Raw genomic sequence first — 25233 nt, 5'->3', positions numbered from 1 at the left:
TTTAAGCAACAGAGGCCGCTCATGCGGCCTCTATCTTGAATATCCGATTAGGTATCACATCTGCGCGCGAATGCGCTGCAGGTAAGACTGTTTGGTCTGCTCGCTCCAGGCGCCACGACCACCGTCGAGCACTTCGCCGCCGAGATCGTCGGCAAGCTGATGGGCCGAGTTAAGCATGATGGAGAAATTCATCAGAGGATCGCCATAGCAAGGCAGCGTCATAAACAGCACTATGCCCTGAGTGGTAAACTGCTCCATCTCATCTGGGTTGAATACCCCAGGCTTAACCATGTTAGCCAATGAAAACAGCACCTTGCCTGTGCCAGCATTATCCTCATGACGATGGAAAATATCCATGTCACCAAACTTGAAGTTAAGGGTCAACAGGCTAGGTAGTAGCTCGGCGCCATTGAGGGCCTCGCCCTCTTTAGCCACCACGTGCAGCACCAGTACATCCTGTGGATCGCCAAGCGGCGCCTCTTCGGCCACTTCTGGCGCTGGCTCTGGTTCAACAGGCACTGGCTCTACAGACGCAGGCGCTACTGACTGAGTCGCTTCGACTCTCGGCGCGGGGCGCACTGCTTCCTGCTTACGCTCGGTAACTGGGTCTTCAAACAGCGAAGGCTGCGCCGGGGCCTGACCCAGGCCAAGCTCCATCTGCTCGAGATGGGCGTCGCTAACTTCTTCGTTAGGGGTTGCTGACATGACCGGCTCTTGACGCGAACGCGGCGCCTTCTGCTTAGGCTCGTCCGACAGGGAGAAACTAGGCGAGACCTCTGCTGGCTCGCTCTCTTGCGCGCGAGCACCGGCAGGTGTGGCACGGCTGGTCGAGGTGGCCTTAGGAATGCTGCGATCTTCGCCGTTATTTTTAATTACTCTTACAGGGCCAACGCCATCGGCGTCGAAACCGTCACTGTCACGTGTCTTATCTGTGTATAGCCCTGTCATGGGCGATTCTTTTAATGATTTAGGTTGCTGCCGCCTAATGGACCAAAAACCATGCACAAGTACCGCGATAATGGCTACCGCGCCTAACACGAACAATACCAGTTGCAAATTTTCCATTGATTACCCTGTTTTTCCCAAAATTATACTGCGTCGGCTAATGCCACCGCCTCATCGATATCGACGGCAACTATGCGTGAAACCCCTGGCTCGTGCATAGTGACACCTATTAGTTGATCGGCCAATTCCATGGTGATCTTATTGTGACTAATATAAACAAATTGCACGCTCTGAGACATCTCTTTTACCAGTCGGCAGAACCTGTCGACATTGGCATCATCGAGCGGCGCATCGACCTCATCCAACATACAAAATGGCGCCGGATTCAGCCTGAAAATCGCAAATACCAATGATAAAGCGGTTAATGCTTTTTCTCCACCCGAAAGCAGGTGAATCGTACTATTCTTTTTCCCTGGCGGTCTGGCCATGATGGTGACCCCAGTCTCCAGCAGATCATCGTCGGTCAGCGCCAGATAGGCGCTGCCTCCGCCGAACACCTTAGGAAACAGCACCCCAAGATCTTGGTTGACCTTATCGAAGGTCTCCTTAAAGCGCGTCTTGGTCTCGCGGTCGATCTTGCGGATCGCCTCCTCCAGGCTACCAAGGGCCTTGGCCAAGTCCGCATCCTGACTGTCGAGATAGGCCTTACGTTGACTCTGCTGCTCGAACTCTTCAATCGCCGCCAAATTTATCGCGCCAAGATGTTCGATCTGCGCCTTTGTGCGCTCAAGCATCTTCTGACGATGGCTCAGGCTCACCGTCAGATCCAGGGTTGCCTGCACCTCGGCGATATCCACCTCTTGGCCCCTGATCTGAGCTAACTGGCTGTCAATTTGACCTTTTATCCCTTCGCGACGTAACTTTAACGCGCTGATGGCTTGAGTCAAGTGCTCTAACTTGCCAACTTGTTGTTTTTGCTTGGCACCGATCTCGTCTGCTTGATTTTGCAGCTCAGCCTGCTGCAGACGCAGGGCATCGAGCGCCGCCTGCGCCTCTCCCTGACGCGCCAGGGCATCATTGAGCTGGGCCGTCATGGCATCGGCTTGCAGCTTACCATCTAGCTTATCCTGCCCCTCGAGTTGCCCCTGAAGCTCGCTCAGCTCTTGGGCCAGCTCCTTCATCTGCCGCTCGAGCTGCTCCCCCTGCTGACGGCTAAGCGCCTGCTCGGTATTGATCGCCTGCAGCGACTGCTGTAGCTGCTGGGACTGCTGCGCCAACGCCTGACGCTCGCGGCCCAGCGCCTTATGCTGGGCGCGGCGATCGGCAAGTCCTGCCACCTGGCTGTCGGCTGAGCGCGTCAGCTCAGTCAGCTGCGCCTCGTCTTGATCGCGACGACTTGTCAGCTCACTAATGCTTTGCTCCACGGCTACTAGCTCGCCGCTCTGCTCTTCGAGCAAGGCCTTCAGCCTGGCTTGCTGCTCACCTTGCCGGGCGATACGCTCCTGGGTCGCCTGAGCCTGCGCCATCAGGCGTTCACGCTCAAGCTGCGTCCCCTGCAAGCTGGTATTAAGCTGGGTGAACGCCTCACGCTGCTCATCCAAGGCCTGATTGACCTCGGCAAGCACCGCCCTTCGCTCATCGATAGCCTCGACACTGGCCGCTATGCTGAGCTCAAGCGCCTGCTGCTCGGCCTTGAGCTGCACCAGCTGGCTGCCCTGCTCGGCCTTTTGCAGCACAAAGCCGTTACCGACGATGTAGCCATCGGCAGTGACGATGCGCTCGTCATCCTCAAGTGCTCCCAGCATGGCCTTAGCCTGACTCAGGCTATCGACCCAGCTAAGCCTGGACAGCCAAGGCGCCAGGTTGACCTCGCTGCTAAGCCCGGTCCATTGCTGAGATCTACTTAACTCAAAGCCGCTCTCATTCTCTGTTTCCATTGCGCTTGGCTTGTCACTCACCTTCTGGGTGAGCAGACCATCGAGCAAAAGGTCGACCGCCGCTTCCCAGCCGGGCGTGACCTGAATCGCCTGCCAGAGGGCGCGGCCCTGAAGCGCATCTTCCTGAGGTAAGATACGCTTGACCACCGCCAGACGTCCCCTCTCCTCGGCCAGGGACTGCGACAGAGCATCGACCTGCGCCAGGGTCTGGCGCGCCTGCTCCTGTAACTGAGACTGAGTGGCAGCCCCCTGCTCGATCTCGCCCTTAAGCTCATCGACCCGCTCGGCGAGCCGTTCACACTGAGCATGTTGCAGCGCAAGATTGGCGGTTTCATCCTGATGGGATAGCTGCTCAAGCTGGCGTAACGCGCTCTGATGTTGCGACTTTAGCTGAGCCAGGGCGCTCTGCTTATGCTTGAGCTCCCCCTTGGTGAGTTCCAGGCGTAGCTGACATTGGCTAGCCGCCTGCTTGGCCTGACTCTCGGCCTCCTGTGCCTGCTCCAGGGATAACTCGACCTCGCCGAGCTGCTCATCGAGTAACTCGAGCTGCAGCTGCAACGCCTGATGGGCCTGCCGGGCACCGTGCTGACGCTCATCGAGATCGCCGCGCGCTAATATGAGCGCCTGCTCCTGAGCCTTTAGCAGTGCCAGCTTCTCTTCGTCCTGCTTGATACGCTGCTTGAGATGCGCATCTTGCTGCTGACGATGCTTGACCTCCTGTTCGAGCTTGGCGATCTGATTACCATTGAGATAGAAGGCCTCGACCTGTTGCTGCTCCTGGCGCTCAAGCTCATCGAGTTTGAGTTTAAGCTCGGTCAAGTTGCGCGACAGAGCTTCTCGCCCAGCGTCGCCCTCGCTCTGGGTCAGCGTCTTGACCTCTATCTCCTGGGACAACTTGTCAGACTGAGCACTCAGCTCCAGATATTTGGCCACCTCGAGCTGAGCCTGTTGATCCCGCTCCGTCTGCTTCAGCGCCCGATATTGACGCGCAGCCTCTGCCTGCTCGGCCAGCTTATCTATTTGGCGGCCCAGCTCCTGACGGATATCCCCTAAGCGTTCGAGGTTCTCGCGGGTATGGCGGATGCGGTTTTCCGTTTCGCGTCGCCGCTCCTTGTAGCGGGAGATGCCGGCGGCCTCTTCGATGAAGACCCTCAGCTCCTGAGGCTTAGATTCGATAAGCCGTGAGATGGTGCCCTGCTCGATAATGGCGTAGCTGCGCGGACCTAGGCCCGTGCCCATGAAGAGATCGGTAATGTCCTTGCGGCGGCACTTCTGGCCATTGAGGAAGTAACTGGATTCACCGTCGCGGCTCACCTGGCGTTTTACGGCAATCGCCTGATAGCTGGCGTACTGCCCCCCCAGACGGCCCTGCTGATTGTCGAAGCTGAGCTCGACACTGGCCACAGAGACCGGGCGTCTGGCCGAGGAGCCGTTAAAGATAACGTCAGCCATAGAGTCGCCGCGCAGGTGTTTGGCAGAACTTTCGCCCAACACCCAGCGCACCGCGTCGATCACATTGGACTTGCCACAGCCATTGGGGCCGATAATGGCCGTAAGCGGTTGGTTAAAAGGGATTTTAGTGACATCGACAAACGACTTAAATCCAGCAAGTTTTATCTGTGTGAGTCTCATTGTGCCAGTTTGGTCGTCTATTGGGAGGCGCGCTTGGTATCGCTGTTATTATTGCTAGCCACTTTATCAAAGCATGCCGCATTTTGTAACGTTTTTTCTGTTACGTGGCGTGATTTCACCCTTGTTTTTACAACAGGGCTGACACACAATCGGCCTTAAGCACGAAATAAGGATATTCAGATAAGACTATGAATCAAAAAGCAAGCAAGCCCGCTAAGAGTGGCGTGAACTATTTTCTCGATGGCTTTCGGCTGATCAAACAGCCCGGCCTGAGACGCTTCGTCTTCATCCCGCTGAGCGTCAACCTGGTGCTGTTTGCGGCGGTGATCTACTTCGCCATCGGCCAGCTGGAACAGGTGTTTCAATGGATCAATGGTCAACTGCCAGAGTACCTGAGCTGGCTGAACTTCCTGCTCTGGCCGCTGGCGGTGCTTACCCTCTTGGTGGTGCTCTCCTTTATCTTCAGTTCGGTCATGAACTGGATAGCCGCCCCCTTCAACGGCCTACTGGCTGAGAAGGTTGAGCAATATCTCACCGGCAAAGACCTCAATACCGGCGGCACCATAGATCTGATTAAAGATCTGCCGCGCATCCTGGGGCGCGAGTGGATGAAACTGAAATATTACCTGCCCAGAGCCATACTGTTTCTCATTTTGTTCTGGGTGCCTTTCATCGGCCAGACCGCCGCGCCTGTGCTCTGGTTTCTGTTTAGCGCCTGGATGATGGCGATTCAATATTGTGACTATCCCTTCGATAACCACAAGGTGCCCTTTAATGATATGAAGTTTGCCCTCAATCAGACCAAGGGCAGCAGCTTTAGCTTCGGCGCCGCAGTCACCCTGTTTTCGATGATCCCCATCATTAACTTTATCGTAATGCCGGTTGCCATCTGTGGCGCCACCTCTATGTGGGTAGACAAGTACCGCGCCGCCTACCGCAACGCGCAGATTGCGCCGGAATAGTGCTCACCTCAAGTCTCTTAAACGCAACGACGTTATGAAAATGACTTCAATAAAAAAGGCCTGCAATTGCAGGCTTTTTTAATGGCTTAACTCGACTCAGTCGACTCAGTTATCCCCGGGGCTGCCAGCAGCTTTCACAGGCAACAATTGGCTTATTGGCTAGGCGATAACCCTTACCTAAACAGTTACCTATACGATTGCCTCGGCGGGCTCCTCTCTAGGCATCTCTTTAGGCAGTTCTCTGGGTTTAGAGAGATCGATCACCACTGTCTCGGAGATCTTATCTTGAATCGCCTGACGGTTAGCATCCCAATATATCTGTAGGAATCCGAGTAAACCTGTGGCGAAACCGGCGCCATAGCCGCCATATCGTCCAAAGGCATCCCATAGCGAGATAGACGATGCATCCAGCGGCACCACCCGAATGTTGAGCAGCTTCTTACCCAGTGTCTGGCCATCGAACCAGGCGGTAAAGATAGTGAAGTAGAAGGCGGCCCAGCCAAAGCCGAGCCCGAGATCGTTTAAGATGCCTTTGGCCCATTCCAGCAGGCTGTAGGGCGAAGGCTTATCTTCCTCCTCATCAAGTTTGTCCAGGTCAATCCCTAGCGCTGCTGGCTCATCCATTAAGGCTTGTTGGCTTGGCTCGGCGACCTTGCTCACTTGCTTGTCCAGCACTGCTTCAGTCCCATCTAGCTCCGCCTTAGGCGCCGGGCTTGACTCGCTAGCTTCTTGCTCCACCACCTCTTGCTTCACTGTCTCTTGCTTCAGTGCTTCTTGCTTCAGTGCTTCTTGCTTCATCGCTTCTTGATTTACTGCGTAAGCATTGGGATAGGCCTGGTTTAGGCGCTGCATCAGTGCTTGTTTTTCCTGACTCGGCAGAGACAGCTCGTCGATCAGCTGAGATGCCAGCGCCACTTTCTCCCTGTCGCTTGCCTTTAAGCTGTCCATCGCACCAAGCAGCTTGGTTAACTTCTCGTCGGCGCAGCTTGCCTCCTCACACAGACTAAGGGCTAAGATCTGCGGCATGACCTTTAGTGCATTCAAGGACTCCGCCTGTTGGCCTGTGGTCTGCGCCACTTTCTCCCCGTCTTTACCTTTATCCGCATCGCCGTAGGAGATGATATTGTCGCTGGTGACCCAGATTGTCATCAAGAGCATGGCAAGATAGAGGCCCCACTTCAGCGCCTTGCCCAGTTGATGGCTGCGACGCTCAATGACTAAGGTTAAGCCGACCAGGAGAATAAACAGGGCGCCGGCCTGCTCGGCCAACACGCTAATCAGCAAACCATCGATCAGCATCGCTAGGCCGCGCTTGAGTGGCGAGGCCAGCGGGGTATAGAGCAGCTCTGGCGCCACATGAAAGGCGAAGGGGGTGACTATTGTCTTAGGGTCTTTGGTCTTAGGAGCTTTCGTTTTAACATCTTTGGTCTTAGATTTTTTAGCTGACTCAGGGCTCGCAGATTGATGCGCTGTGCTCGGCATATTCGCCGCATCCCCTATCCTATCGTTTGTGCTGCTCACTCATCTGCTCCCTGCGAATTATTCTGATTATTTTGGCTAGCGGGCCTGATACATTTCGCTAAGTTATCAATAGGATCCCCATTAGACCAGCCCCCTTAGCGATGTAATTATGATATAAGTGACAGCTTTTATAACAGAAAAGAATAACGAAGATGAAACTATCATTTCTAATGCGCCCAAACCACACTATGATTTAGCTGTATACATTAAGGAGCAAGTAATCCATGAGTAAAATTTTCGAAGACAATTCATATACCATAGGTAATACACCTCTTGTTCGCCTAAATCGCGTCAGCAAGGGAAATGTGCTCGCCAAGGTTGAGGCCCGTAACCCTAGCTTTAGTGTAAAGTGTCGTATTGGCGCGAATATGATTTGGGACGCCGAAAAGAAGGGCTTGCTCACTAAAGACAAAGAATTGATTGAGCCGACCTCAGGCAACACAGGTATCGCACTGGCCTATGTCGCCGCGGCCCGTGGTTATAAGCTAACCCTGACCATGCCAAACACCATGAGCCTCGAGCGTCGCAAGCTGCTTAAAGCCTTGGGTGCCAATCTTGTGCTGACCGAAGGTGCCAAGGGTATGAAGGGCGCCATCGACAAGGCTGAAGAGCTGCGTCAATCTGCGCCAGAAAAATACCTAATCTTGGGTCAATTCGATAACCCAGCCAACCCTGAGATCCACGAGAAGACCACAGGTCCAGAGATCTGGAACGACACAGACGGTGAAGTCGATGTGGTTGTGGCGGGCGTGGGTACCGGCGGTACCATTACCGGTGTAAGTCGTTACATCAAGCAAACCCAGGGCAAGGCGATCACCTCGGTTGCGGTTGAGCCTGCAGACTCTCCTGTCATTGGCCAGACCATGGCCGGTCAGCCTGTACAGCCTGGTCCACATAAGATCCAAGGTATCGGTGCCGGTTTCATCCCAGGCAACTTGGATCTCGACGTAGTCGACCGCGTAGAGGCCGTGACCAACGAAGAAGCGATCGAGATGGCCCAGCGTCTGATGAAAGAGGAAGGTATCCTGGTAGGTATCTCTTCGGGTGCAGCAGTTGTTGCGGCTAACCGTATCGCCGACTTGCCAGAGTTTGAAGGCAAGAACATAGTGGTGATCCTGCCATCTGCGGCCGAGCGTTACCTCTCTTCTGTCCTCTTCCAAGGCCAATTTGGCGACGCGGAAAACGTTCAGTAAGACTCGCCTAATAAGGCAGGTTAACTCACTTGAGGCCCCAATAGTTTTAAACTATTGGGGCTTTATTTTATGGCGCGCAGGATCTTGTCGATACAGGCGCCAAGGGTCTGCTTTAGAAAGTCACTGTCCGGATTGCCACTGATAATACTCTGATACTCTACCCAACGAATCAGCCCCAGTAGCTGATGGGCGTCGGCATTGGCCGTGGTTGATCCTAAGGCGGTAAAAAACTGCTCGATAGTGCTGACAAAGCCATTGTCCAGCAGCTGAATCGCCTCGGCTAGCGCTGGATTGCGCAGCGCCTCTTCGTGAAACGCCACCTCGAGAATGCGATCATCCCTGTGACTCACCTGAGTTTGAATATGCTCGCAAAGAAAATCGGTCAGATGCGCCGCCACCTTGTCAGGGGCCATCTGGTGACTGTCCACTTTAAGCCCCTCGAGTAGCTGAAAACTCTTCTGCTCCAGAGTGTTATTCATCCACAGAGTTTTTTCGGCAAAGTAGGTTAAGGCGTCGCTGATCAGATCTTTGATATCTTTAAAGTAATAGGTGGTCGAGGCAAGCGGTACCTGCGCCTCTGTTGCCACGGCGCGATGACGCACGCCGCGTACCCCCTCCTTGACGATCAACCTTAGGGTTGCCTCTAAGATGGCCACGCGCCGCGCCTCACCATCGGCCCTGTGGGTGATACGTCCAACATAACTAAGAGGTTGCTGCATTAATTCTATCCTTATCGATCTATGCCGTCGGCGACAGAGCTCATGCTATATTAACACCTGAGTAACACTTGACCTAGCACAGCGTCGTTACACGCCCCTTCTCAGTGACCAATAACGCCTTGTATCGTCGATAATTTCAGCTATCTTGGGACTGTTTTCGCGAGCCAGGTCGATAAAACGACATAGACTTGATGTTCTCTGCAGGGGATCGGGCTAGAGTGGATGGCATTTCACTCACTCAAACGTCAGGACTCTGATGGACTTTTACCAATCGCCGAAACAGATATCGGCATTTGATGCCAAATTTGAAGCACAAAAAATCGCATTCGCTCCCATAACCTTCCAGGTTGCCCGTTGCCTGCTGAAATTCGATCTATTAGCCCAAATCGAAGCTAAACCAGGCTCGAGCCGCGCACAGCTCGCGAGCCAGGCTAAACTTTCAGACTATGGCGTTGGCGTCCTACTGGATATGGCCCTGAGCATGGGACTCGTCTGGCAAGATGATCAAGGCTTCCACCTGGACAAGATAGGCCATTTCCTGCTTCACGATGAGATGTCCAGAGTCAACCTTAACTTCAACCATGACGTTTGTTATCAAGGCATGTTCGAACTCGACAAGGCATTGGAGAATGGCGAAGCCAGTGGGCTTAAAGTATTTGGTGATTGGCAGACCATCTATCCTGGTTTAAGCCAGCTGCCACCGGCGGCCAAGCAGAGCTGGTTCGAGTTCGACCACTTCTATTCCGATCACGCCTTTGGCACTGTGCTGCCACTGATCTTTAAGGCCAAGCCGAAGACACTGGTGGATATCGGCGGTAACACGGGAAAATGGGCCCTTGCCTGCACCCGCTACGATGCCGAGGTCGAAGTCACCATCATGGATCTCCCCGGTCAGCTGAAGGTCGCCATGGAAAATGCCAAGGACAAGGGCTTGAGTGACCGTATCCATGGCTTCGAATGCGATCTGTTAAAGGCGGATACGCCTTTCTTTAAGGGGGGAGATCTTTACTGGATGAGTCAGTTCTTAGATTGCTTCTCCGAGGAGCAGATACTGACCATATTAAAACTAGCCGCCGCCAATATGGCTTCCCATAGCGAACTCTGTATCTTAGAGACCTTCTGGGACAGACAACCCTGTGAAGCCGGTGCCTATTGTGTCAATGCCACCTCGCTCTACTTCACTGCCATGGCAAACGGCAATAGCCGCATGTACCACTCGAAAGATCTGCTTAAGCTGATCTCATCGGCAGGCCTCTATGTCGACGAGGATATTGATAATATAGGATTGGGCCATACCTTGCTGCGCTGTCGTAGAAAGTCTTGATACTTAAACCTAAAGTCTTAAATCTTTAACCTTAAATCTATAACCTTAAATCTTAGGTAGACCAATGACCCCAGGCATGCGGTCTACCTAGTTCTCTCTTCTCTCTATCCTCTTTAGGCTACCACGCTCTTTAGGGCGGAGTGTACTCAGGTTAATGAGCCATAGATTAATAGGCGCTTGGTGAATGTACATTAGCCTAACGCCAAATCCGGCGAAGCCACCTGAGTGTCGCTAAGCTCCTGCTCAGCCAACAAACCGTCGCCCGTCAAGGTGACTTCCTTTTTCCTTCCTCTTCCTTTTCCTCCCCTCTTATTGGTGTACATAGTCCCGCGGAAATGAGCAACACAGATTTAACAAGCCTACCCCTCAAGCTTAATAGTAATGACTTATCACGGGCACCAAATAGACCATAAATTAAGAAAAACACCGCACATTAGTATTAGAGATTAATAACCCCAGACCTTACTGTTAACAATATATAAACAATTAAACAGGCATTAATAGAGGTGATTTTGGTCACAAACAAATCATTTCCACAATATTTTTCATATTTTTTGTATTTTTTTTAAATAACAAACAGCACAAATAAAAAACAACCAAGCACATAAGCACAAACAAAAACCAAACAAATAAATCCACCCAAATTTACACAAAAGAAACAATAGACCACAAAAAGCAACAAACATAAGCATTTTGAAATAAATCGCTTATTTAACACTCATCTTGCAATGTTAATTGTTTTTGCTTTGTTAAAAAAAGGATAAAAATCTAAGTGCGTGAGCAGGCGTATCGGCTGTAGCCGCCTTGTTGCAGTTGTTACCTCTCTATGATTATATCGAGCACGAGGTAAAGATTTATCAATATAAGTAAATATTTGAAAAGTTTTTACTAAATAAAGATCGACACTTAGATCGAATACAAACGGTCAATCCATAAGTGTTCAAATCAAAAATTAAAATAAGTCTCAGGGAGAAACATAATGCAGCCTAATTCTATATTGGCTAAAGCTGTTCGTTTCGCATTAATTGGTGGTGCCGCGACGGCAGCACTAAGCGTACCTGCCGTTTATTCGGCAGATGAAGACAGCGTAGAACGTATTCAAGTAACAGGTTCACGTATTAAGCGTACCGATATGGAAACGGCTACACCTGTTACCGTCATGAGTGCAGAAGACATGGCGAAACAGGGTTTCACTAACGTTCAAGATGCGTTGGAAAGCCTAACTTCAACCACCAGTGCAATGACCACTCAGTCAGTTCACGGTTTCACACCAGCCGCCTCTTCTATCAGTCTACGTGGCGCCGGTGCTAACCGTACGCTGACACTGATCAATGGTAAGCGTCTAAACCAATATCCAAAGCCATCTGGTGGTACCGATAACTTCGTGGATACTGCTAACCTGCCTATGGAAGCCGTACAACGTATCGAAGTACTGCAATCTGGTGGTTCTGCTATTTACGGTGCTGACGCCGTTGGTGGTGTGATCAACATCATCCTGAAAAAAGACTTCGAAGGCGTAGCACTTAAGTACCGTCACGGTGACACCACTAACGGTGGCGGCGGAAGCGACCGTATCGCGCTTTCTCTGGGTGCTTCATCTGATCGCGGTAATGTATCGACCTTCATCGAGTTCACCGACAACGAGCAGCTAAAAGCGACTGATCGTGAAAACTTCGGTCTTCACACAGACAAAGTCCCACACAGCGAATTTTCTTCTTATAGCTCGTACGGTGCTCGCATCGTAGGTTCTGGCACTGGCGCACGTCAACTGACTGAAGAAGAGTGTACAGCTGGTGGTTATCTGTGGACTGGCTCTCTGTGTGGTTTCGACCGTTCAGAATGGCGCGACCTACAACCTAAGAGCTCACGCTTCATCAGCTCGACCAACTTCAACTATGAGCTGGCTGACGACATTAGCTTCGTAGGTCGTTTAGATTTTGCCGAAGCGAAATCTACCACTAACATCGAGCCTATGGCGATCAACGACTACGACATCAAAGTTGCAGGCAACAGCGTCACCGTAAGCAATGGCGATCTAAGCAAGACTTTTGCAGACAAGACTACTGCCCTAGGCGGTGACTTCGCCAACGCAACCGATGGTGATTACAACTACCTACGTCGTCTACATGAGTTCAGCAACCGTGCTGGCGAAACTAAGACGCGTAACTACTTCTTCACCGCTGGCCTGGAAGGCACACTGGCTGATGAATACAGCTGGGATGCATCAGTTAACTACGGCCGTACTAACGTAGACGTGTTCCGCAGTGGTTATGCTACTGTTGGCGGCATGTTCGACTACATCACTGCCGGTGAAAACGGCAACTCTCTGCTGAAGAACATGAGCGCAGAAGATGTAGAACAAGCCTCTTACTCACCATTTGAGAAGGCTCAGTCTACTCAGAAGAACATCCAGGCTAACATCTCTGGTATGGCCTTCGAAATGCCAGCGGGTGACGCTCAGTTTGCATTCGGTGCTGAGTACACAGAGCAAGACTATGAAACCAACACAGATTCAGAGTCTAAGAAAGGTAACATCCTGACCACTGGTGGTTCTTCAGGTGCCGGTGAGCGTTCATTCTGGGCAACTTATGCCGAATTGAGCCTACCCGTTCTTGACGTACTGACTGTCGACGCGGCACTACGTTATGACCGCTATGACGATTTCGGTGGCAACCTGTCTCCACAGTTGACTATTGAATACCGTCCGCTAAGCGAACTATTGGTTCGTGGTTCTATCAGCTCAGTATTCCGTGCACCAGACATGCACCGCGTGTATGGCGATGCGACTAAGGGCTTCTCTACTGTTATCGATTTCAAACAGTGTCAAGCGCTTGGTGGTACTCCAGGTCAGGGCTACCCAGGCGATGAAACACTGAATGCTGTTTGTAAAGAACTGCACGTAGACACTACAACAGGTGCTAACAAAGATCTGGAAGCCGAAACTGGTTACACTGCTAACATAGGCGCGGTATGGGGCGGTGATGCACTCAACGCATCATTCGACCTATGGGAATGGAAACTGGATGACATGGTTAGCGACATCAGCGCTAGCAAGGCTGCTCGTGAATATGAACAGTACGAAAGCATGCTGACTCGTGATGCAAGCGGCACTATCACTCACGTGAACGCCGTTGCACAGAACCTGGCATTCCAAAAAGTACGTGGTTTAGATATCACTGCTGGTTATAGCTGGGATCTGGACAACATTGGTGAGCTGAAGCTTAACTTCACCGGTACTTACATCCTGTTGTCTGAGTACCAACTGTCACCAACTGATCCAGTTGAAGACGATCTAGAAAACGGTGGTCTGCCACAGTACCGTGCAAACGTTGTACTGGGTTACTACATCGATGACTTCGAAGCGACCTTAGGTGCTTACCACACTGCGCGTATGCACGGTGTTCAGTACAAGTCGTTCAAGCAATCTGCTATCGACAACAACGAAGCATTCGATGAGAGCGCACACGAAGTGGCATCACAAACTAAGTGGAACCTGACTGCAGGTTACAACATCACTGATGCTATCAAGGTGAAAGCTGGCGTAGTTAACCTGTTCGATGCAGGTCCTAACTTCGACCCAACCGATACTTCTTGGCCGCACTACCCACGTTCAGTGTACAACGCACGTGGTCGTGAGTGGTTCCTAGAAGGTGAAGTGAAGTTCTAATCTCACTGAACTTAAATGAAAAAACGGCATCCTAGGATGCCGTTTTTTATTGCCAAAATTAAAGGCTTATTCTTAGACGAAGCCGAGATAGTGAGCAGCAACCACTACAAGGCTAGATACCAGAAACAGCGCCAACATGAAACGCCAGATAAACTTGACCCAAATGCCCCAATCGACGCGACATACACCTAATGTAGCCATCAATGACGCCGACGTCGGTACCAGCACATTGGTAAAACCATCCCCCAACTGAAAGGCCAATACGGCCACCTGGCGGGACACACCGACGATATCGGCAAGAGGAGCCATCAGAGGCATGGTCAACGCCGCCTGACCCGACCCCGAGGTCACAAAGAAGTTGAACACCGACTGAAACAGCAACATAAACCAGGCCGAAGCGACCGCAGGTAACTGGCCAATCAGTCCGCCTGCGCTATTGAGTAAGGTGTTGAGTACGCTTGGTTCATCAGGCTTGCCGCCACCGAGAAGCAGCAAGATCCCCGAGGCGCAGCCAACCAGCAGAGCTGGCTCGAGCATGGTGCCAGCGCCTTGTTTGAAGCTGGTCGCCATACGATTCAGCGTCATACCATTGAGCCTGAAGATCACCGCAATCATCCCCACGACAATCCCCATGGCAAAGAACTGACTGGCAATTTCAGGAATAAACCAGGCGTTAGCGACAACGCCCCAAATCACCCAGATTACCGTGAGCAAGATGGTGAGCAGCACCAGGCTATCGCCAAGGTTAAACCGGCTCTGTAATTCGCTCGCGGCATGATGCTCGCGAAAATATCTGTCCGACTCATAACAGAGTGAGCTTTGGGGATTGGCCTGGATCTTGGCGCCGTAGCGCATGGTAAAGATCACCCCCATCAGAGTGAAGCCTGCCCACATGAGGCCCCTTACCCCAGCGCCCGACAGCACGGGAATGCCGGCGATGCCCTGGGCAATCGCCACGCTGAAGGGATTCATCCAGGAGCTGGCAAAGCCCACCTGAGTCGCCACATAGGTCACCATCACAGTGGTGATGCCATCGAAGCCTAAACGTATCATCAAAGGGCAGATAATGATGGCAAAGGCGATCGCCTCCTCCCCCATACCAAACACGGCGCCACCAAGGGAGAACAGGATAAAGAGCGCGGGAATGAAGAGGCGCTCATTGCCCTGGGTCTTATCAATAAGCCTTATGATGCCGTTATCTATGGTGCCGGTTTCCATCACTATGCCGAAGGCGCCGCCTATCACCAGCATAAACATGATCACCCCAATGGCGGTGCCCCATTTAGAACCCGAGGTTAAGCCTTCGAAGGCAAAGTTAAAGAAACCTACGCCTCCGCCTCCCTCAAACAGGGCGACCGGCTGCTTGAGATGCTCTCCGGCCTCATCCAGGCTAAAGCGAAACGAGTTCGGGTCGACCACACTACGCTGTTTTTCTACGCCATCGGCAAGATAATGGATCTCCTGGGTCTCGAAGGAGCCGACGGGTACCAGATAGGTTAGCAACATGGCGGCCAGGGCCACGAAGAAGATGATCACTAAGGTATCGGGTAAATGAATTTTCTTTTGCGGATTCGCCGCCGGGGAAGGCGCTTGATTTGCCATTGCTTTTCCATGGTTATTCTTGGAATCTAAGTTATTGCCCGCCAATATAAACCAATTCCCTTTTCACTGCACAAGAATCCCCCTTACCAGCGAATAAGGGATAACGCTCAGACCAGGCGACCATAATGACTCAAGCATCCCTAGATAGGATTCACGTATTGGCAAGAAATGTCATGGGGCGCACAAGACGCGGGCAAAGAGTGAGGCAGGTCGAGTAACTTAGATAAAATCAACGCTTTACTTGTGAAAGCACCCGGGCACTCATACAATCAATATCACACAAGCATCAATTTTATTGATAGTTTTCTTTATTGTTCAAATCAGTTAGGACGCCACAAGGTCGATGAAGTACTCACTAAAACAAATCATGGTGTTCGATGCCGTAGCCAGCCTGGAAAGTGTGAGTGCCGCGGCGCGAAAACTGTCAATGACACAGTCTGCCGTCAGCATGTCCCTTGGCCAGCTGGAGAACCTGCTCGGCCGCCCGCTGTTTATCAGACAGGGCAATCGCCTCACCCTCAGCCACTGGGGGAACTGGTTGCGCCCAAGGGCAAGACGCCTGCTGCAAGATGCACAACAGATCGAATTAGGCCTTCACGAACAACACCTTATAAGTGGTCGTTTTCGTTTATGCTCGAGTCAGACGGCCGCCGAGCATCTGCTGCCTGAGCTCATCAGTAAAATCGATACCGATTTTCCCGAACTTAGGATCGAGCTCACAGTGGAAAATACCGAGAACGTGGTCGAGGGCTTACTTAATTACGAATATGACTTTGGCATCATAGAAGGCCGCAACGACGACAGCCGACTCTATCAGGAGCAATGGTTAGACGATCATCTGGTGGTGGTCGCCTCGCCACATCATCCCTATGCCAAGCAGACCAACATCAGCCTGGCGCAGCTTGAACAGGCAAGATGGGTGCTGCGCGAGCAAGGCGCAGGGACCCGCCGCATCTTCGAGGGAGCCATTCACGGTGTCATCGAAAAGCTCAACGTATGGAAAGAGTATGAGCATGTCTCCCTGCTCAAGGCCTTGGTGAAAAATGGCCCCTATCTGAGTAGCCTGCCTTTCCTGGATGTGGAGAAAGAGGTCGCCGCCGGCGAGTTGGTTATCTTACCGACACCGCAGCTCAACATGCAGAGGCACCTCTCCTTCGTGTGGCGCTGCGATTCAGGCGAGAATCCGCTACGTGACTGCGTGATCACCGAGGCCAGACGCCTGAGCAAACATCGCCAGCACGCCAAAAGCAATAAATAGCGAATTTGGTTAGTTGCACAACTCACTGCCTGCTTAACTCACAGGTAAAATGAGTCGGCACTTGGACGGGCAATTAAACTGGAAATCAAACAGACAGTTGAGCCAGCAATTCAGTAGACATTAAAAAGGGGCATTCGCCCCTTTTTTGTTGTTTACAGCTGGTCTTGGACACTATTCGTAGATGGCGCATACCTTGGCTACGATGGACTCTCGGTTAATCACCCCAACTAACTTGCCTTCACTGACCACGGGAAAACAGCTGGGCTTACTCGCGCTGGCGTGGCGCAGTCGCTCCTCGTAACTGGCATAGGTATGGCCGGTCAACAAGCCCATGTCACTCACGGGAAACAGCTTGTCACGATCTACCACCATCACCTCTATCAGGTCGGCCACCGCATCATCAGGGGTTACCGTCAGCACACGGGTCTGCATCAGATCGGCCACCTTGTAGCTAATGCCACGGACAAACTCTTCTGACCATAGGCTACGCAGCAGATCTTGCTGAGAGACAAACCCCAGCAGACGTTGCTTAGCATCAACCACGGGCGCGCCGCGCAGCTGCGCCTCGTTGAGCTGCTTAAGCCCCTCATACACAGAGAGCTCAGGTGCAAGGGTAAAAGGTGTCTGCTCCATCAGCGCACTGACATTTAGTTTTTGAATCGATTTAGGCATTTGGGTCTCTCCCCTACAAGCTTTACTAGATAATATTGAGATTGAATGTGCAGCGAGCTCGCTGCCGTTGTCCTGTCTGTTACTCTGATCACTGCGGCTTAACACGGGCTCGAGATGCACCGACATAGATGTCACCTGAGCGAGTGGGCCAATACGTGCCTTACTTGAATCTATCCACCAGTAACCCAACCCCACCACTAGGCCACCGCCGACGATATTGCCCGCGGTCACAGGGATCAGGTTATTGGTCAGAAAATGAAGCAGTGTCAGATCACTAAATTGCTCGGCGGTAAATCCGGGGATCTGATACCAGCCCCAGATGGCCAGCTGCTTAATGGCGATCCCCAGCGGCACCATAAAGAGATTGGCTATGCTGTGCTCGAAGCCGCTGCTGACAAACATCGCCACGGGTAGCATCAACAAGATGGCTTTAGTCAGCGCCTCCTTACTGGCGAAGGTCATCCAAACCCCTAAACAAACCAGCATGTTACATAAGATACCCAGGGCAAACGCCTGGCCCCAGGAGTGGTGCAGCTTATGTTGGGTGACCTTTAAGGCATTGAGGCCCCATAATCCGCCGTCTAACAGGTACATCTTGGCACTGAGGATCAATGCCAGCATGAACATGGCGCCGCAAAAGTTACCCAGATAGACGCGTCCCCAACAGGCCAGCAGCTCCTGCGTGCTGACACGTTTCTGCGCCCAGGCGACACTGCTCAGCACGCTACTGGTAAACAGCTCGCCACCACAGATCACCACCAACATCAGCCCTAGGCTAAAAGCCAGGCCGCCAACGAGGCGTACCATGCCCCAATCGCCCGACGCCCCCGTAGTGACGGTGAGATAAAACACGAAGGCGAGCGCGATAAAGGCGCCGGCAAACATAGCCTGACCGATAGACTGCATCGCCTGCTTAGTCACCTTCTCCTGACCATAAGTCGCGGCGCGTTGACACAGGCTAGGCTCGCTCAAAGGCGCTGGCTCGACCCGCCTGGCTGCTAATGGCACTAGATTAGGTATCGTCATGGCGCGTCCATCTCCAGCCGAGCGTAAAACAAGGGTGAAATTTCATTAACATCATCTCCGCAAGTGCCAAGTCTCGAAAGACGGCTATTGATTAATAAATGTTTTTACAAAGAGTTAGCCTATTGCCTCACTCTCTGGTGCCGAGATTAGCCATTAAAGGAAGGGAATAAAATTTGATAATAATGAATGAGACAATCAGTAAATTTGATAACCAGACCTGGAGGTAAGCAAGTTGTTAAGTCAGCAACAAACAACCTTTAAACCAAATAAATACAATAAGTTACAAGGAGTAAAATGTTACTTAGGAAAATAGAGATAAAAGCGCCCATGAGGCGTAAAGGCGTGCGGCTCACCAAGGCAAACTGGCAACTAACCACCTATTGCCTAAGCTATAAGGCATCTTGATTAACAACCTTGGCGAGCACTTTGTCAGGGCGCGCAGGAGACGAAGCGAGAAGCGAAGATAAGCATTTTCGAGATACGGCGCACATCACACAGGCTTTTTGTGAAGCCCGCCCCAGCCAAAAATGTGAGCCGTGCGAGGCATCTCTAATTTGCCGAGAATGGGGGGAGTGGCTCCCAAAAGTGACAAAAGGCGCGATCCATATCCAAACGCAATATATATGCCTAATGTAAAAATTGATCTGAAATGGCGATACAAGATGTTAACTAGCTCCCAAATCATCTAATCACCAGTTTCAAGTTTATTGATAGTTAATGTCAGGTGAAATTCACTATGTTAAGATTTATAAGGTAAATTGGTCAGACCAATTTCAAACAGCGTTAGGGATGCAACTGCTCGCCGGATTTAGGGTGTTTTATCCATTCTAGGGGGCGGACAAGTTACTCGAGTGGCACCTGGGGGTTTTTCAACAAACGACACTCGCTGACTTGCAAGGATTACCTCTAAGTCTTCATCGAATCGATGAGTCAATAAGTTCTTTTCGGAGAATGAGAAATTATGTCAGAAACAGTCAAAAAAGAAGAGATGGAAGCCTCTGAGCTGACTTACAAGGCGCTTCACCGTCCTGCCAGCGAGTTTGCCACTCGTGAAGAATATTTAGACCACGAATTACAGATCATGAAGCCCAGACGTTGGGGCCTCAACCTGCCGGGACGCGACTTCCGCTTCGAGTGGGAAGACTTGGTACCCGCCATTGCTGGTACTATCGGCATCACGGTAATGTATTCCGCCGTAATGGCCGCCTGGGCTTCGGGCCTGAGTGAGCGCTGGGAACACATCAACCTGGGCGCCGAATTCGCCATTCAGGTGGTTCGCGTCGAAATGCTCATCCCCGCCCTGCTCTTCTGTATCATCAGTTCCGGATTTATCAACCCTCGCGCTAACCTTGGCGGCAACCACGGCCCCATGATCCCGCTTATCGGTACCATCGCCTTAGCTGGCGCGCACCCGTTAGCGCTTGCGATCCTTCTGGGGATCTTTGGTCTGCTGCTTAGTTACTTTAAAGGTGGCTCCAGGTTGGTGAACCTCACCTCCAGCGGCGTCGCGGGGGGCCTCTTGGTCTTCCTGGGCTTCATGGGCGCCAAGAGTCAGATCACCTCGCTGTTTGACTGGGCCGGTGGCCTGCAGGCCAAGCACGCCCTGGACTATAGCCTGGGCTATGTTGCCTTCTTCATCCTCTTGGTGAACGTCGTTCTCTACGCCTATCTGGCCAAGGTGGGTAAACGCTGGCTGGCTATTCCGCTTTGTTCTATCGCGGCAATTGCGCTGGCCTTCGCCCTCGGCGCCGGCTTAGATCTGCAATTTGTTACGGCGCCTGGCATCCCTAACCTGAACCCAGCGTACTGGTGGGGCTCTACGGAATACGGCTGGCAGCTAGGCTTACCTAACTTCGAGCACTTCATCGCATCACTGCCTTTCGCCATCCTGGCGGTTGCTATGTGGTCACCAGACTTCCTCGGTCACCGTATCTTCCAGGAGCTGAACTACCCTAAAGGCACAGAAAAAGTGCTGATGGATGTGGATGACACCATGACCACCTGTTCGCTACGTCAAATTGTGGGCACAGCTGTGGGTGGCGGTAACATCACCTCTTCATGGGGTACCTACATGATCCCGGCGGCAATCGCTAAGCGTCCTATTCCTGCCGGCGCCATCTTGCTGGGCAGCCTGTGTATCATAGTCGCGGTACTGGGTTATCCAATGGATGTCACCGTATGGCGCCCTGTGATGTCAATCGCCTTGCTGGTTGGCGTATTCCTGCCACTACTGGAAGCCGGCATGCAGATGGTGAAAGACACCCAAAGCAGCCAAGCGGCGGGGATCTGTATCTTCGCCTCATTCGTTGCCAACCCTGTGCTAGCCTGGGCACTCACCATGCTGCTAGATAATAACGGCCTGATCGGCGACAAAGAACGTGCCGCTAGCCTGAGTCTAGCCGACAGACTGATCATTCCGGGTCTGGCTTTTGTTATCTGTCTCGCCGCCATGTTGGCAGTGGGAATGATTCAAGGGATCCCAGCGCTACTTTAATCGCGCAAACGACGAAGAGGGCTTAGGCCCTCTTCATTTTTATCTCCCCTATACTTACATCAAACTTGCTGATAACAGGCATCAATATGCCCTATGGGCATGGCGCTCATAACGCCGGGGAATCACCCTTATCATCGATGTCACAGGTTGTCAGACAAAGGTGTGAACCACCTCGCGCAAATAACCGACTCTTAGGTGAGATGCAAACGAAATTTTGCGCCAAAAATGATAACCCGATAGCAATTTTGGCATTAACTCGGGCAAAAGCAGACCGATTCAGATGCAGCGCCTAGGGAGATATGGTACTATGCATATGGTTAATTGGTCTTACCAATTTAACGATAACCGAATCGATTTAGACAGTGAGTGTCAAATGGCTTCGGATATCGCGTAAAACAGATTTAAATCGACACGGTTTACCGGTTCGATAATTCAGTTCCCATCATCCGGGTAATACATTGAAGGGAGCTGCGAAGAATAGCTATTGGTGTATCGCAACGTCTGCAGTGACAGCCTATCGATAACCAATAACCTTTATCTCAAACAGAAGGTATTAGTACGATGACCGAAAAAACTGAGCTGTTCACCAAAGCGTGGGAAGGTTTTACTCCTGGTGATTGGAAGTCTGAAGTAAATGTACGCGACTTTATTCAAAAGAACTACAAGCCCTATGAAGGAGACGAATCTTTCCTAGCCGGCCCCACCGAAGCGACCAGCGCGCTTTGGGACAAAGTGATGGAAGGTATCAAACAGGAAAACCGCACCCACGCACCTGTTGATTTCGATACCGACAAAGTCTCTACCATTACCTCTCATGCAGCAGGTTACATCGACCAAGATCTTGAAACCATTGTCGGTCTACAAACAGACGCGCCACTTAAGCGTGCCATGTTACCCAATGGCGGTATCCGCATGGTCGAAGGGTCATGCGCTGCCTATGGTCGTGAACTGGATCCAAACATCAAGTATGTCTACTCAGAACTCCGCAAGACTCACAACCAAGGCGTATTCGACATCTACACCCCTGAGATCATGCGCTGCCGTAAGTCTGGCGTACTGACTGGTCTGCCAGATGCTTACGGCCGTGGTCGTATCATTGGTGACTACCGTCGTATCGCCCTGTACGGTATCGATTATCTGATGCAGGAAAAATTTGCCCAGTTCAGCTCACTGCAAGCGCAGTTTGAAGCGGGTGAAGATCTTTCAGCCACAATGCAGCTACGCGAAGAGATCGCCGAGCAGCACAAAGCCCTGGGTCAAATGAAGCAGATGGCTGCCAGCTACGGCTGTGACATCTCAGGTCCTGCAACCAACGCTAAAGAAGCGATTCAGTGGACTTACTTCGGCTACCTGGCCGCAGTGAAGAGCCAAAACGGCGCCGCCATGTCTCTTGGCCGTACCTCTAGCTTCCTGGATATCTACATCGAGCGTGACATCAACAATGGCGTGTTGACCGAGCAGCAAGCTCAGGAGATGGTTGACCATTTCGTGATGAAGCTACGTATGGTGCGCTTCCTACGTACCCCTGAGTACGACGAGCTATTCTCTGGCGACCCAATCTGGGCTACCGAGTCTATCGCAGGTATGGGTCTTGATGGCCGTACTCTGGTGACTAAGTCTAGCTTCCGCTTCCTGCACACCCTATACAACATGGGCCCAAGCCCTGAGCCAAACATCACAGTGCTTTGGTCAGAGAAGCTGCCGCTTAACTTCAAGAAGTACTGCGCTAAGGTCTCTATCGACACCAGCTCTATTCAGTACGAAAACGATGACCTGATGCGTCCCGATTTCGACTCTGACGACTACGCTATCGCCTGTTGTGTGAGCCCTATGGTTGTTGGTAAACACATGCAGTTCTTCGGCGCCCGCGCCAACCTGGCCAAGACCATGCTTTACGCCATCAACGGCGGTGTGGATGAGAAGCTTAAGACTCAGATAGGTCCTAAGTTTGAGCCAATCAAAGATGAAGTCCTGGACTTTGACGATGTGATGGGCCGCCTGGACACCATGATGGAGTGGTTAGCGACTCAATATGTGTCTGCGCTAAACGCGATTCACTTCATGCACGACAAGTACTCTTATGAAGCGGCCCTGATGGCGCTACACGACAGAGACGTACGTCGCACCATGGCTTGTGGTATCGCTGGTCTGTCTATTGCTGCCGACTCACTGTCAGCCATCAAGTTTGCCAAGGTTAAGCCAATTCGTGACGAAAACGGCATCGCTGTCGATTTCGACATCGAAGGTGAATATCCTAAGTTTGGTAACAACGATGCACGCGTCGATGACCTGGCTACCGAGCTGGTTGAGCGCTTCATGGCTAAGATCCGTCACAAGAAGATGTACCGTAACGCGATCCCGACTCAGTCTATCCTCACTATCACCTCAAACGTGGTTTATGGTAAGAAGACAGGTACTACGCCAGACGGTCGTCCAGCAGGCGCGCCATTTGCACCGGGTGCAAACCCAATGCACGGCCGTGACGAGAAAGGCGCTATCGCCTCACTGACTTCAGTTGCCAAGCTACCATTTGCTCACGCACAGGACGGTATCTCTTATACCTTCTCTATCGTGCCAAATGCCCTGGGTAAAGATGACGACGGTCGCCGCGCTAACCTGGCTGCGCTGATGGATGGTTACTTCGCTCACAACGAGACCCGCGAAGGTGGTCAACACCTTAACGTGAACGTGATGAACCGCGAAATGCTGGAAGATGCAGTGGTTAACCCAGACAAGTATCCACAGCTGACTATCCGTGTATCTGGTTACGCCGTGCGCTTCAACGCACTGACACCAGAGCAGCAACAGGACGTCATTACACGTACTTTCACCAAAGGGATGTAATTTCCGTCAATCGAGCGGTCAAACGCTAGATTTTTGGTGAATATAAGCTAGGCTGTGCACTAATTTAGCACAGCCTACTTTAATTGAAGTTTTCGGAGTCACAATGACAGTAAAAGGGCGGATTCACTCACTGGAATCCTTCGGCACAGTTGACGGTCCCGGCATTCGGTTTATCACCTTTATGCAAGGCTGTTTGATGCGTTGCCAATACTGCCACAATCGTGATACCTGGGATCTTCACGGTGGACGTGAAATCGAGGTCGACGAGCTGATGGAACAGATCATCAGCTATCGACCTTTTCTCGAGTCCAGCGGCGGAGGCGTCACTGCCAGTGGCGGCGAAGCCATACTGCAAGCCGAATTTGTCGCGGCCCTGTTCAAGGCCTGCAAAGCGCAAGGAATACACACCTGCCTAGACACCAACGGCTTCGTCCGTAAATACACCCCAGTTATCGATGAACTCCTCGATAACACAGACTTGGTACTGCTCGATATCAAGCATATCGATGACGACCAACACATCGCCTTAACCCATGTCAGCAATCATCGCACGCTGCAATTTGCCCAGTATCTCCAAAAACGCCAACAAAAAGTGTGGATACGCTATGTGGTCGTGGGCGGCTATACCGATGATATTGCTTCGGCAAAGGGCTTGGCAGAATTTATTAAACCTATGACCAACGTGGAGAAGGTGGAGCTACTGCCCTACCACGAGCTAGGAAAACACAAATGGGAAGCCATGGGCGAAGAGTACACCCTCAAGGATATCTCTCCCCCATCGCGCGAAACCATGGAACAGATTAAACAGGTGTTTGTGGAAGCCGGCATAACTGCCGTGTACTAACAAAGGTTAGAGCGCTTCCCAGTAGTGCTTATCGAGACGCTCGAAGGCCATCTTCAAGATGACCGCCATGTCCAGATAACAGGCACTGGCACCGAGAGGGGGACAAGCCACTCCCATACCTTGGAGCTTGGCGGACAGATTATTGCCCCAATCCAGCAGAGAAAGTGGCAGCGGATGCTTGGCTCGCCAACCGAGCCAAAGCAAGCCTTGAATAGGCAAGCTGATAAAGAATAAGGCGATGGTAATAGCCTGAGGTAACCAGGCCCAGCCATAAAGATAGAGTTGACTGCCGCCGGCCAGCAGGGCCAGCAGCGGCATCAAGCGAATCGCCAGAGCCGTCGCGCGGATCACGCGATACTCTGGAAAATATAAACTAAGTTGTCTAACCATAGGCCAAGTCTTCATATAGCGACGACCGACCCCTAAGGTTTTTAACACTTGAACAGTCAATGATGACACCTAACACTTAAGAGACTGTCTTTACCATAGCACAAGGCGAGCGTCAGCCCCAAGCGGCATCGCCTTGGCAGAGACCGAATCTTAATCTCAGGAACGAGAATTTAAAGCGACACCGGCCCTAGGCTTTGTGGTCA

General features: G+C 51.8%; 15 protein-coding genes. 8 read left to right on the top strand and 7 right to left on the bottom strand.

Going from position 1 to position 25233, the window contains the following annotated elements; translation table 11 throughout:
- Window positions 1–54: 54 nt before the first annotated feature.
- Both zipA and smc read right to left on the bottom strand, forming a co-directional pair.
- A complete protein-coding gene (zipA, locus tag K0H81_RS07750; protein ID WP_220060459.1) occupies window positions 55–1065 on the bottom strand; it encodes a cell division protein ZipA in 1011 nt (336 codons plus the stop codon).
- A 23-nt stretch (window positions 1066–1088) separates the two neighbouring features.
- Window positions 1089–4514, bottom strand: coding sequence for a chromosome segregation protein SMC (smc, locus tag K0H81_RS07745; protein ID WP_220060458.1), 3426 nt, complete (start codon window positions 4512–4514; stop codon window positions 1089–1091).
- Window positions 4515–4702: 188 nt separating this feature from the next.
- On the opposite strand from smc, the gene cysZ reads away from it, so the two are divergent.
- Window positions 4703–5476 (top strand): sulfate transporter CysZ, encoded by a 774-nt coding sequence (gene cysZ, locus K0H81_RS07740; protein ID WP_144200669.1) that lies wholly within the window; start codon window positions 4703–4705, stop codon window positions 5474–5476.
- Window positions 5477–5665: 189 nt separating this feature from the next.
- On the opposite strand, the gene K0H81_RS07735 is transcribed toward cysZ, so the two are convergent.
- A complete protein-coding gene (locus K0H81_RS07735) occupies window positions 5666–6958 on the bottom strand; it encodes an RDD family protein (RefSeq protein ID WP_220060818.1) in 1293 nt (430 codons plus the stop codon).
- Window positions 6959–7221: 263 nt separating this feature from the next.
- Here K0H81_RS07735 and cysK point away from each other — a divergent pair, with 263 nt between their 5' ends.
- On the top strand, window positions 7222–8190 hold the full coding sequence (gene cysK, locus K0H81_RS07730) for a cysteine synthase A (protein ID WP_220060457.1): 969 nt from the start codon (window positions 7222–7224) through the stop codon (window positions 8188–8190).
- Window positions 8191–8252: 62 nt separating this feature from the next.
- Here the strand turns inward: cysK and K0H81_RS07725 are convergent, their stop codons facing one another.
- The gene (locus K0H81_RS07725; RefSeq protein ID WP_220060456.1) at window positions 8253–8909 is read right to left on the bottom strand and encodes a TetR/AcrR family transcriptional regulator; all 657 of its coding nucleotides are present in this window, start codon (window positions 8907–8909) and stop codon (window positions 8253–8255) included.
- Between the two features lie 256 nt (window positions 8910–9165).
- On the opposite strand from K0H81_RS07725, the gene K0H81_RS07720 reads away from it, so the two are divergent.
- Both K0H81_RS07720 and K0H81_RS07715 read left to right on the top strand, forming a co-directional pair.
- A complete protein-coding gene (locus K0H81_RS07720; protein WP_220060455.1) occupies window positions 9166–10233 on the top strand; it encodes a methyltransferase in 1068 nt (355 codons plus the stop codon).
- A gap of 979 nt (window positions 10234–11212) precedes the next feature.
- Window positions 11213–13900 (top strand): TonB-dependent receptor, encoded by a 2688-nt coding sequence (locus K0H81_RS07715; RefSeq protein WP_220060454.1) that lies wholly within the window; start codon window positions 11213–11215, stop codon window positions 13898–13900.
- A 72-nt stretch (window positions 13901–13972) separates the two neighbouring features.
- Here K0H81_RS07715 and yfcC read toward each other — a convergent pair whose 3' ends face one another.
- Complete coding sequence (yfcC, locus tag K0H81_RS07710; protein WP_220060453.1) at window positions 13973–15502, bottom strand: putative basic amino acid antiporter YfcC; 1530 nt, start codon at window positions 15500–15502, stop codon at window positions 13973–13975.
- A 343-nt stretch (window positions 15503–15845) separates the two neighbouring features.
- On the opposite strand from yfcC, the gene K0H81_RS07705 reads away from it, so the two are divergent.
- Window positions 15846–16760 (top strand): LysR substrate-binding domain-containing protein, encoded by a 915-nt coding sequence (locus tag K0H81_RS07705; RefSeq protein WP_220042774.1) that lies wholly within the window; start codon window positions 15846–15848, stop codon window positions 16758–16760.
- Window positions 16761–16931: 171 nt separating this feature from the next.
- On the opposite strand, the gene focA is transcribed toward K0H81_RS07705, so the two are convergent.
- Window positions 16932–18458: a formate transporter FocA gene (gene focA, locus K0H81_RS07700; RefSeq protein ID WP_220060452.1), complete on the bottom strand. Its 1527-nt coding sequence runs from the start codon at window positions 18456–18458 to the stop codon at window positions 16932–16934.
- A 961-nt stretch (window positions 18459–19419) separates the two neighbouring features.
- Between focA and K0H81_RS07695 the strand changes: the two genes are divergently transcribed.
- From K0H81_RS07695 to pflA, 3 genes are all read left to right on the top strand, one after another.
- The gene (locus tag K0H81_RS07695; RefSeq protein ID WP_144200654.1) at window positions 19420–20952 is read left to right on the top strand and encodes a DUF3360 family protein; all 1533 of its coding nucleotides are present in this window, start codon (window positions 19420–19422) and stop codon (window positions 20950–20952) included.
- A gap of 561 nt (window positions 20953–21513) precedes the next feature.
- On the top strand, window positions 21514–23796 hold the full coding sequence (pflB, locus tag K0H81_RS07690; protein WP_144200652.1) for a formate C-acetyltransferase: 2283 nt from the start codon (window positions 21514–21516) through the stop codon (window positions 23794–23796).
- A 103-nt stretch (window positions 23797–23899) separates the two neighbouring features.
- A complete protein-coding gene (gene pflA / locus K0H81_RS07685) occupies window positions 23900–24640 on the top strand; it encodes a pyruvate formate lyase 1-activating protein (RefSeq protein ID WP_220060451.1) in 741 nt (246 codons plus the stop codon).
- A gap of 6 nt (window positions 24641–24646) precedes the next feature.
- On the opposite strand, the gene yfbV is transcribed toward pflA, so the two are convergent.
- The gene (yfbV, locus tag K0H81_RS07680; protein WP_220060450.1) at window positions 24647–25090 is read right to left on the bottom strand and encodes a terminus macrodomain insulation protein YfbV; all 444 of its coding nucleotides are present in this window, start codon (window positions 25088–25090) and stop codon (window positions 24647–24649) included.
- Window positions 25091–25233: the final 143 nt, after the last annotated feature.

Origin of the sequence: Shewanella halotolerans (assembly GCF_019457535.1) — a bacterium.
Classification (GTDB): Bacteria; Pseudomonadota; Gammaproteobacteria; order Enterobacterales; family Shewanellaceae; genus Shewanella; species Shewanella halotolerans.
The sequence above is the reverse complement of the archived record's forward strand: the minus strand, read 5'-3'. Positions and strand labels throughout refer to the sequence as shown.